The following is a 10105-nucleotide window of genomic DNA, read 5'->3' as shown; positions in this document are numbered from 1 at the left end:
CCGTCGCGGTACAGCGAGCGGATCTCGTCCAGGCGCAGCCAGAACACGTCGTCGAAGGCGTCGATCACGCCCCTCGATGCGAGGTCCCGGCCCATCGCGCGGACCATCCGTTTGATCATCCCGAACGCGCGGGTGCGGGCGAAGCGGACCCGCTCGCGGCAGGCGGCCGCCCGCGCAACCCGGTGACGCAGTCCGTCGTAGAACCGGCGGCGCAGACCCGTCAGGTGCGCGTCCAGGTAGTCCTCGGCCTCCGGTCCGTGATCCGGGGAGGCCGACGACAGTGCCCCGCGGATCATGCCGATGAGCAGGGACGGATCCTCGCGCAGGTCGGGGATCTCGAGCTTGAGCTCGTCCGGGCTGCGGTAGCCGTAGTCGGCCAGGTAGGCGTCGATGTCCGCGCGCAGCCAGTCGGGGCCCTCCTCGCGGATCCGGGCCAGTGCGGTCTCGCCCGAGCCCTCGACCACCATCGCGCGCAGGTCCGGGTCCGGGTCGGCGGAGATCTTGCCAGCCAGCTCGGACAGGGCGTGGGCGGGCTCGGCAGACTCGATGTCGGCGCCGGGGGAGATGACCGCGTAGCCCACCCACTCCGGGGCATCCGGCAGCAGAAGCTTGGTGGCGCCGAACATTGACCCGCTCAGGGTGAGCAGCGCGGCGTCCAGGACCATGACGGGTCCCCACCGGTCGATGAGCCGGCGCTCCATCTCCTCGTAGCGGCGGAACACCTCCGGGCCGGACAGGGCGTCGTAGTCGATGCCGTCGTACTCGCGGTAGATCGTGTCGAACGAGGATAGGAAGTCGTCCACGAACTCCTCAATTCCCAGCAGCCGGCGGACGAAGATCGCCGTGGTGATGGTGCGCGAGACGAGGCGGTGCAGCGGGGTCGCGAATCTGAACGGATGTAGAGTCCGCGCGGTCGCCGTGTCCAGCGATTCAGACACCCCCAGAGCGACCTCCAGAACCCGCCGGTTGAGCGGATAGCCCGGCGCGATCCCGACCATCCGGTACCAGTTCATGAGGTTGTAGTACACGCGGCCGTGGAACTGTCCCAGTAGTTCAGGAGTCCATTCGCGGACCTGCGCCAGCTGGGCGCGCGGTACCCGCAGCGAGCGGGCGTAGCCGTCGTAGACGCGGGCGTAGACCGAGGACGCGGTGCTGAACGTCAGCGGCGAGGTGGGCCCGTTGAAGCTCTCGATGATGTTGGAGTTGTCCCAGATCCGCTCCTGACCCGGGACCGTCGACTCGGCACGCACCACGTCTGCTGCGTCCGGGATCACCGGCAGATCCGGTTCGGGGATCTCCGCCGTGACCGGCCGAGACTGCAGCATCCATACCCCGTCTTCGTCGATCGCGTACTCGACGTCAATCCCATTTCCGACCGGATCGGGCAGTTTGGCGACCTCCGCGGCCAGCGCACGCAGGTCGCCGTCGGTCAGGACCGCGCCCGCCCGATCCCGCATCGGGACCTCGACCTGCTCGATCCTGGCGTCGCCTCCGGCCCGGTCACTCGTGCCGCGGACCTGGCGGAACATCGTTTCCTTATCCCCGAGATGCTCGCGCAGGCGCCGGCCACTGAGATCGACCAGGGTCACGTCCGCATCGACGGCACCGGAGACCAGCCCCTCGCCGAGTCCGGGAACCGCGCTGACGAGCAACGTGTCCGGGCGCCCGTAGGCCTGGCCGGTGAAGACCACCCCGGCCGCGCGGGGGGAGATCATGCGTTGAATCACCACGGCCATCGCAGGTGTAGAGCCGGTTGGGTCCTCGTCGACAACTGGCCCGACCGGGTTGGTGTGTGTGCCCCGGCCCTTGCCCCCGGCCACGGTCGCATTCGCGCCTGCGGCTGAGCGCCAGCAGGTGCGGACCGCGTCGGCGAGTTCCGTCAGGCCCATGCCCGTTCCCGTGCCCGGGATCGCGGCGGGGTCGACGTGGACACCGAGAACGGTGGTGAACGCGCCGGCGAAGGAGCGTTCGTCGCCGTCCTCAACGGTCGCGGAACTCCGAACGGCCAACGGGCCCGGACCGAGTGATCCGACGATCCGCTCCAACTCGTCCATCACGTCACGCGACAGTGGGCCCTCGCCGGAATCGAGTCGGAAATACGATGCGTCCAGCACCTCCCAGGCCGGCACCCTGCACCCGGCCCCGGCGAGGTCGAGTAAGCCGGATGCCTTGCCGCCGAGGGTTTCTCGGTGGGAAGTGTGTCGCAATGTCCTCGCCTTCCGCAGGGATGTTGACTCATCAGTGGACCGCGTGTCGCTCCTTCCGCACGCTACAGTGGGGAGGTGGCTCTCTTGGATCCGTCGTTCTCGGACCCCCTATCGTTACCTGATATCGGACGAAAGTTGCTGCCGCACACCCCCTTTGAGGCGTTAGCTACTACCCGGACGGTCCGGAGGCGTTTGGATCCGGAACGTCCAGTGGATATGGAGTCGATTCTTCGCGCACTGGGGTACGCGGGACAAGCCCCCACCGGCGGTGCCAGCATTCGCGCCCACTTCGTGGTGGTGACCGATCCGGGAACGCGCGCCGAGCTGGGGGAGCACTACCGAAGGGTGTGGAACGCCCGATACGGCGAGTTCCTCGAGGCGGCCCGGAGCGAGGCGGCCCGGCGCGGCGAGAAGGCTCCGAGCGACCTCGAGTCCGCTGCGCACCTGGCCGCGAACATGGGCCGGATGCCGGTTCACGTCGTGGCGTGCGTCGACACCGCCGGTCGGTCGATGGACGGCAACCAGGCGTCTCTGTGGGGGTCGGTGCTCCCCGCGGCCTGGAGCTATATGCTCGCCGTGCGGTCGCTTGGCCTGGCATCGGCGTGGACGACCGTACTGCTCGACGCCGAGCAGGAGGTGGCCGAGTTGCTGGAGTTGCCGGAATCGGTACGGATCGGGGCAGTCTTGCCTACCGCCCACCCCCTCGGCGAAGGCTTCCGCCCGGCTCGACGCGACAATTGGGCAGCCCACATCCACGACGAGAGGTGGTGACCGGACCGGTGACTTCCGCACATGGGGAGACCTCGGCCGCCGCACACGGGCCCCGGGGCGCCGGCGCGCGGACAACGCGTACCCGACGCGCTCGGATTACCTGGCCGCAGATCCGCGATCAGTGGCCGCTGGCACTGGTGCTGTTCGGGGTGATGGTCGCGCTGGGCTTCGTGGTGTTCGAGCGCTGGCGGCGCGGGGCATTCCTTCTGGGACTGGTCGCTCTCGGGGCGGCGGTCCTGCGGGCGGTGCTCACGGACGAGCGGGCGCGACTGCTCGCGGTGCGGACCAAGCGTTTCGATGTGCTGTTCTCCGCGGTGGTCGGGGCGGTCATCCTGTGGCTCGCGACGTCCGTCGACGCGCTGGGAACCGGCTGACCCACTGGCTGACCGGGAAGCTCGACCCTTCTCCCAGCGGGATGTCTGACCGTTGGCTGCTGCCGATTGTCGAAAGACATTTGCGATGACGATTGACCTGCACGATCGCGCAGTTCTTTCGCCATCGGGCGGGTGGGGTGTAAGGCAGCGTCGGATAGCGTGCACTGTTGGCGGACTTACTGGGCGGTTGAGAAGAGTACGCGCCTGATCAACGCCGCGAGTCGAGCCGGCTCCATGATGTCTCGCCAATGCCAATGTATGACGCGATAGCCGAGGGCTACGAGTTCAGCGTCGCGGTCTTTCTCCTTGACCAGTTGCTCCCGGGTCTCGGTCGGGGTGCGGCCATTGAAGTACTTGCCGAATCCGTCGCATTCTCCGATGACGCCGAACTCGGGCCAGAAGAAGTCAACACGGGCGACTAGAACGCCATGGTGGTTGCGGATTTCGACCTGCGTCTCGGGTATCGGTAGATCGTGGTCGAGGAACGTGAGTCGACTTAGTGTCTCTGCGACGCTCTCGCACTTGGCGTCGACAAGGCTCATCGCGTCTCTGGCGCGTTTGATTCCATGGCGACCTGAAGCATTCTCGAGTGAGGCGGCGAGCGAATCCGGGGAGACGAGTCCCGATCTCAGTGCGCCGTCTGCCAAAGACACGCTCGTATCTCTCTTGGTGGTCAACGCAACGTCGGTGACAGTGCGCTCCGGGCTGGTGACCAGCAGCCCGTCAACCGAAGTGATGTGGTCCGTCAGATCTGGTACCCGATGAGCTATTGCAATTTCGGAGGAACGTGATCCGGACTTTGTGCTTTCCTCGGACACGGACACTTTGCGAAGTGGGAGTCCCCAATCTGGGAGCCCGTGGATAAGCGCAGCAGAGGCGTGTGAGAAAACCGGGCGATCAAGCGCCGCGTTGGCCGCGAGAACCGACAGTAAGTGGCGATCTGCCCTGTCGAGCTCAGCCGCGGCTTTCTCGACAAAGAACCCCGGCCGAATTCGAAGAAGCGTCCCAGACTGGACGTCACGGCGTAAGGACTGCGCGGTCATTCCGCGACTGCGCAGTTGTTCGGTTGACATGAGCATCGGCATCAAGCGGTCCACTGAGTTCATGGACCTCATGATCTAGATCGCCGGGAGGCGATTGCTGAGCTTCACCGCCGGATTCGGTTCGCCTGTGGAGCTGGTCATGCGTGTGGGATGCGGCTGTCTCAGCGCCGAATTATTGTCTGAACAGCCCATTGGGATTGATTCAGTGACGTCCCGACCTGCAAATCGGACGAGCAAAGTCGAAGCGGACCTGCTGAGCTTCAGCTCGCCCGCCCGATGGCGAAAGACCTGCACAATTGGGCGTGTGAACCGCTATCGGGCGGGTCAACTGGTTGCTGGTAGGTGAAGGGCGCGTCGGTGCGGGCGGGACGCCAGCGGGTCGGACGCTAGCGGTGGAGGGGCAGCTCACCGAAGCCGGAGCGGGACGCCCTCGCGAACGTGCTCGCGGACACCGTCCGACGTGATCAGATAGCCCATCATGCCCAGTGCGAGGAACGAGAGCACGGTCCCGATCACCGACAGGAACGTGATGCTGTCGAACACCAATCGGACCAGCGAGCTCAACGCCAGTAGAGTCACGGCGGCGCTGATCACCAGGACTGACGCCCGGCGGGCCCGCCACAGCAGAGCGGCGCCGGCGATGAGCAGAATCCCCAGAATGAGCGAGGCTGCGGCGGAGACGATCATCGGTCCGAAGCCTGAGGTGTCGGCAGCGGAGCCGTCGACCCGGGTCCCGGACGCGGTGGCGGTCAGACCGAGCACGGTGGCGAACCCGATCGACAGGCCGATGATCCCGAGCGCCGCCGACATACCGACCAGTGCCCAGGCCGCCGGGTAGCGGGTGTGGTCGGCAAAGGCATCATCGCCTGAGTCGTGGTCGGCCCCGAGATGAGTGGTGGCCGGGTCAGTGCCCGCAGCCGAGTCAGTGGGGGCCGGGTGAACGGTGTTGTCGTCGTCGTCCGGTTTTGGGTTGGGGTTGGGGTTTGGTTTTGGGGTGCGATCTTGGTTTTTCACGCCAGTCCCCGCGAACGATTGCGGGAGTCCTGCTCGGACAATTCCATGGTGCGCTGCAGCATCGGGCCCACCACGTCGTCCTCGGTGAGGAACCCGTCGTGGCCCGCGGGGCTGTCGATGACCACCAGCGGGTCGGCGGCCGGCAGCAACTCGGCGAGCTCGGCCTGCTGGCGCAGCGGATACAGGCGGTCGGTCGTGACGCCGCCGATCACGCACGGCACCGGGCAGGTGCGCAGAGCCTCGTCGACACCGCCGCGATCAAGGCCGACATCATGCCGGTTAAGGGCGTCGGTGAGCAACACGTAGGTACAGGCGTCGAAGCGGGAGACGAGCTTGCCCGCCTGATGATCGAGATAGGACTGCACCGCGAACCGGCCCGACATGGACAGGTCCTCCGCGCGCGGATCCTCGCCCGGCTGCGGGCGGTTGGCGAAGCGCTCGTCCAGCTCCACCTCGCCGCGGTAGCTCAGATGGGCGATGCGGCGGGCGATGCCCAGACCGGTCACGGGCGTGCGGCCGGTGCCGTGATAGCCGCCCTGCTGCCAGTGCGGATCCGAGGTGACGGCCATGATCTGGGCGGTCTGGATTCCGATCTGGTCGGCCGACGCCCGCGCGCCGACGGCCAGAACACAGGCGGCGCGAACCCGCTCCGGGTGGGTGATCATCCACTCGAGCGTGCGGGCGCCGCCCATCGAGCCGCCGATCACCGCGGCCCACCGCTCGATGCCCAGCAGGTCGGCGAGCATCCGCTCCGAGTTGACCATGTCGCGCACGGACACGGCGGGAAAGCGGGCGCCCCAGTAGTGCCCGTCCGGGTGCAACGAGCTCGGCCCCGTCGACCCGCGGCACCCACCCAGGACGTTCACGGACACCACGCAGTAGCGGTCGGTGTCCAGCGGCAGTCCGGGCCCCACGAGCCCGTTCCACCAGCCCGGGGTGGGGTGCAGCGAGTCGACCGGCCCCACGACGTGCGAATCGCCGGTCAACGCGTGTTCGACCAGCACGACGTTGGACCGGTCCTCATTGATCCGCCCCCACCGCTGCACCGCGAGCGTCACCGCCGGGAGGACGACACCCGTGACCAGTGTGATATCGCCGATGGCGACGTGGCCGAGAGTGCCGTCACCCGGAGGCAGCAGCGCGAGCGGATCGGAGGCGGAAACCATGGGCTTAACTTCAGGAGATCGCGGCGAACCCGAGCTCGAGGTCGCCGATGATGTCCTCGACGGCCTCGATGCCCACCGACAGGCGGATGCTCGAGATGGACACGCCGGCCTTCGCGTTGGACTCCGGGGTGCCCTGCGAGTGGGTGGTGGTGGCCGGGTGGCTCACCAGCGACCGCACGTCACCGATGTTGACCAGGCACGAGTGCAGCTTGAGCGCGTCGATGAACGCCCAGGCCCGCGACTTGAGATCCTCGTCGGACGCGCCCTCGGGGGAGGTGAGCTCGAACGTGATGATCGCGCCGGCGCCCTTGGGGGAGATCTTCTGCGCGTTGGCGTGCCACGGCGAGGACGGCAGGCCGGCGTAGTTGACGGTCGCGACGTCACTACGGGCGTCGAGCCACTCGGCGATCTTCTGCGCGTTGGCGACGTGCCGCTCGACGCGCAGGCTCAGGGTGTCGATGCCCTGCGCGATGGCCCAGGCGTTGAACGGGCTCGGCGCGGCGCCGGTGTCGCGCAGCAGGGTGACACGGGCCTTGAGGGCCAGCGCCGGTGCGCCCAGGTCGGCGTAGACCGCGCCGTGGTACGCGGGGTCCGGGGTGGTGAAGGACGGGTAGAGGTCCTCGCCGTCGCGCTGCGCGCGCCAGTCGAAGGAACCGCCGTCGACCAGGACGCCGGCCAGCGAGGAACCGTGCCCGCCGAGGTACTTGGTGGCGGAGATGACGACGACGTCGGCACCCAACTCCAGGGGACGGACCAGGTACGGAGTGGCCGTCGTGTTGTCCACGATCAGTGGGGCCTGATTGCGGTGGGCGACCTCCGCGATAGCCGGGATGTCCAGCACGTCGTTGAGCGGGTTGGAGATCGTCTCGGCGTAGAACGCGCGGGTGTTGGGCCGGACGGCGGCCTGCCACGACTCGGGATCATCCGGGTTCTCGACGAACGTGGTCTCGATGCCGTACTTCGGCAGGGTGTGCCGCAGCAGCGCGTCCGTGCCGCCGTAGAGGCGGGGGGAGGCCACGACGTGGCCGCCGGCCTGGAGGATCGACTGGATGGCAGCCGTCTCGGCGGCCTGGCCCGACGCGAACATGGTCGCCGCGACGCCACCCTCGAGGGAGGCGATGCGCTCCTCGACCGCGGCGACGGTCGGGTTGGTGATGCGGGTATAGATGGGGCCCATCTCGGACAGCGCGAAACGGTTCGCGGCCTGCTCGGCGTCAGCGAACACGAACGAGGTGGTCTGGTAGATGGGGAGATTGCGGGCGCCGGTGTCGGAATCGACGGGCTGACCTGCGTGCACCTGCCGGGTCTCGAATGCCCAGTCGGGGTTGCTGTTGTCGTACGTCATAGGGGCCTAGCCCCTCCTCTCGTCAGAAGGGTCCGGCCGCTTAATGGACTGCGGACCCGCGCTTGCCTGCCACCGGATGCGGTGAGGGCCAGGTCGTCTCCCGGGGCACCCCACCGCGGTGGAGGGTTGCCGTCCAGCTAGCCGGGGCTTGTTGCTGGAACTCATGACCTGGGCACAGGCTAGCCTAGGCTGCTTCGCGCCCGCAATGAGGGGCTCTGTTCATTAGCCGTGCGTCATCGGGTGGGCAGCCGGGCCGGCGAATGCTGTCACGACAGCCGAGCGCTGGCCCCGCGACAGCCGAGGGATGTTGTCGCGACGGTCAACGAATGGAGTCGCGACAGTTGTCGTATCAGCAGCGCTGACGGGGTTGCGGAGCACGCCCGTTCAGGTGTTTATCAGGAAGATCTAACTTGAGATCTTCTTACTTGCTGACCTGCTCGGCAGGCTCGGAATGCCTGGTGCGTCACACCTTCGACGCCGTCGGGGCGCACCGATGTCATTAAGTGGCACATAAGGTTCTGCTCGGTCGCCCGAGTGCGGTGGCCCGGCAGTCCCGCCAATCGGGGCACTACGAATCGAGGAACACCATGAACTTCCCCGCGTACGGCGGCGTCGTCTCCGGTCCGCTTTCCGACGTCACCGGCCAGCTTGTCGAGGCCGTCTCCGGCTTCTACCAGGGCAACCCGGTCATCGACGGCATCCTCCGCATCCCCGCGCTGGTCGTGAACAGCTACGCCACCGGATCGGCCAACTTCGGCTTCTGAGCCACTCGCTCTTCGCGGCCCCCTCTGCCCCTCACCGGGCGTGGGGGCCGCTGCCATTTCGACCCGAGCAAGCCACGGGCAGGGCTGTGGCGGTGCGGCGCGCGTAGCGAGCGTGCGCAGGGGTAGTCGCGGGCCTAGGGCGTGGGGCCAGATGTCCCAGACGGCGTAGCCTGCTGCGGTGCCCCAGCTCTCAGACGATCACCGTGAGCCTGACGCGTCCGCCACTGATAAAGACCAGCCGAAAGCTGCGCCCACCGCTCCGCCGCTCACGCCCGCCCGCGTCCGGCTGGCGATCCTCGCGCTCGCGCTGGGCGGCTTCGGCATCGGCGTCACCGAGTTCGCCGCGATGGGCCTGCTGCGCCAGATCGCGAACGGCTTCGACATCACCGAGCCCCAGGCCGGCACCGTCATCTCCGCCTACGCACTCGGCGTGGTGGTGGGCGCCCCGCTGCTGACGGTCTGGACCTCCCGGTGGCGACGGCGCACCCTGCTCATGGTCCTCATGGCTCTGTTCACCGTCGGCAACGTGTCCGCGGCCTTCGCGCCGACGCTGGAAGCGCTGGTCGCTGCCAGGTTCCTCGCCGGTATCCCGCACGGCGCCTACTTCGGCGTGGCCTCGCTGGTAGCGGCGTCGCTCGCGGGCGAAGGAAAGCACGCGCGGGCGGTTGCCCAGGTCCTGCTCGGGCTGTCCGTGGCGAACGTGATCGGCGTCCCCGTCGCCACATGGCTGGGCGATGCCGCCGGCTGGGAGAGCGCGTTCATCGCGGTCGGGGTGATCGGCGCACTGACCGTGGTGGCGATCCTCGTCGTCGTCCCCGAACCCCAGGGCGCCCCCGTCGTCAGGGCGAGGGAGGAGCTCGCCGCGCTGGCCCGGCCGCAGGTCCTGGCGACGCTCGCGGTGGCCGCGGTCGGCTTCGGCGGGATGTTCGCGATCTACACGTACATCCAGTGGACGATGGTCGACGTCGCCGGCATCGACCCCGCATGGATGCCCGTCGTGCTGGCGGTCTACGGGCTCGGCATGGTGGCCGGCAATGTGCTCGGCGGGATTGTCGCCGACCGCGACCTCGACCGCGGCCTCGTCCTCATCGCCGCCGTGATGGTCGGCATCCTCGCGCTGTTCTCCGTCGCCGCGCACCATCCCGTGACCGCGGTGATCGGGCTGTTCCTCGTCGGCACGACCGGATCCGCGCTGGTGCCCGGCCTGCAGACGCGGCTTATGCGTTACGCCGGGCGCGGCCAGACGCTCGCCGCGTCGCTCAACCACTCCGCGCTCAACGCGGCCAATGCGCTCGGGGCGTGGCTGGGTGGCGTGGTGATCGCGCTCGGGTTCGGCTATACCTCGCCGGCGCTCGCGGGGGCGTCGTTGGCGGCGGTCGGGCTGGCGATCCTTGTCGCGGCGGTCGTCGCGGCGCGGCGGG

9 protein-coding genes and 1 riboswitch are annotated in these 10105 nt (G+C 68.1%); of the genes, 4 read left to right on the top strand and 5 right to left on the bottom strand.

Features of this window, described 5'->3' with window-relative positions:
• On the bottom strand, positions 1-2114 hold a 2114-nt coding region (locus G6016_RS15080), incomplete at its 3' end, for a PEP/pyruvate-binding domain-containing protein (protein WP_182633427.1).
• A gap of 168 nt (positions 2115-2282) precedes the next feature.
• Here G6016_RS15080 and G6016_RS15075 point away from each other — a divergent pair.
• On the top strand, positions 2283-2978 hold the full coding sequence (locus G6016_RS15075) for a nitroreductase family protein (protein ID WP_338403635.1): 696 nt from the start codon (positions 2283-2285) through the stop codon (positions 2976-2978).
• A gap of 8 nt (positions 2979-2986) precedes the next feature.
• Positions 2987-3352 carry a DUF3017 domain-containing protein gene (locus tag G6016_RS17370; RefSeq protein WP_338403634.1) on the top strand — a complete coding sequence of 122 codons (366 nt, stop codon included), beginning with the start codon at positions 2987-2989 and terminating at the stop codon, positions 3350-3352.
• Between the two features lie 176 nt (positions 3353-3528).
• Here the strand turns inward: G6016_RS17370 and G6016_RS15065 are convergent, their stop codons facing one another.
• The 4 genes from G6016_RS15065 to G6016_RS15050 form a co-directional block, all read right to left on the bottom strand.
• Positions 3529-4458, bottom strand: coding sequence for a type IV toxin-antitoxin system AbiEi family antitoxin domain-containing protein (locus G6016_RS15065; RefSeq protein ID WP_241730354.1), 930 nt, complete (start codon positions 4456-4458; stop codon positions 3529-3531).
• 342 nt (positions 4459-4800) lie between these two features.
• Complete coding sequence (locus tag G6016_RS15060) at positions 4801-5409, bottom strand: hypothetical protein (RefSeq protein ID WP_241730353.1); 609 nt, start codon at positions 5407-5409, stop codon at positions 4801-4803.
• On the bottom strand, positions 5406-6575 hold the full coding sequence (gene metX / locus G6016_RS15055; protein ID WP_182633426.1) for a homoserine O-acetyltransferase MetX: 1170 nt from the start codon (positions 6573-6575) through the stop codon (positions 5406-5408). The genes G6016_RS15060 and metX overlap by 4 nt, the downstream gene beginning before the upstream one ends.
• 10 nt (positions 6576-6585) lie before the next feature.
• Positions 6586-7920: an O-acetylhomoserine aminocarboxypropyltransferase/cysteine synthase family protein gene (locus tag G6016_RS15050; protein WP_182633425.1), complete on the bottom strand. Its 1335-nt coding sequence runs from the start codon at positions 7918-7920 to the stop codon at positions 6586-6588.
• 53 nt (positions 7921-7973) lie between these two features.
• Positions 7974-8089: riboswitch (SAM riboswitch) on the bottom strand.
• 418 nt (positions 8090-8507) lie between these two features.
• Here G6016_RS15050 and G6016_RS15045 point away from each other — a divergent pair.
• Both G6016_RS15045 and G6016_RS15040 read left to right on the top strand, forming a co-directional pair.
• On the top strand, positions 8508-8684 hold the full coding sequence (locus G6016_RS15045) for a hypothetical protein (protein WP_182633424.1): 177 nt from the start codon (positions 8508-8510) through the stop codon (positions 8682-8684).
• A 292-nt stretch (positions 8685-8976) separates the two neighbouring features.
• A partial coding sequence (locus tag G6016_RS15040) for an MFS transporter (RefSeq protein ID WP_182633428.1) occupies positions 8977-10105 on the top strand: 1129 nt, incomplete at its 3' end.

The organism is Dietzia aerolata, assembly GCF_014144865.1.
Lineage (GTDB): Bacteria > Actinomycetota > Actinomycetes > Mycobacteriales > Mycobacteriaceae > Dietzia > Dietzia aerolata.
Note: the sequence above shows the minus strand (reverse complement) of the source record. Positions and strands in the feature narration are given on the sequence as shown.

Excerpts from the sequence above, each read along its gene's own strand:
- G6016_RS15065 (WP_241730354.1), bottom strand. The coding sequence starts at position 4,458 with ATGAACTCAGTGGACCGCTTGATGCCGATGCTCATGTCAACCGAACAA.
- metX (WP_182633426.1), bottom strand. The coding sequence starts at position 6,575 with ATGGTTTCCGCCTCCGATCCGCTCGCGCTGCTGCCTCCGGGTGACGGC.
- G6016_RS15050 (WP_182633425.1), bottom strand. The coding sequence starts at position 7,920 with ATGACGTACGACAACAGCAACCCCGACTGGGCATTCGAGACCCGGCAG.
- G6016_RS15045 (WP_182633424.1), top strand. The coding sequence starts at position 8,508 with ATGAACTTCCCCGCGTACGGCGGCGTCGTCTCCGGTCCGCTTTCCGAC.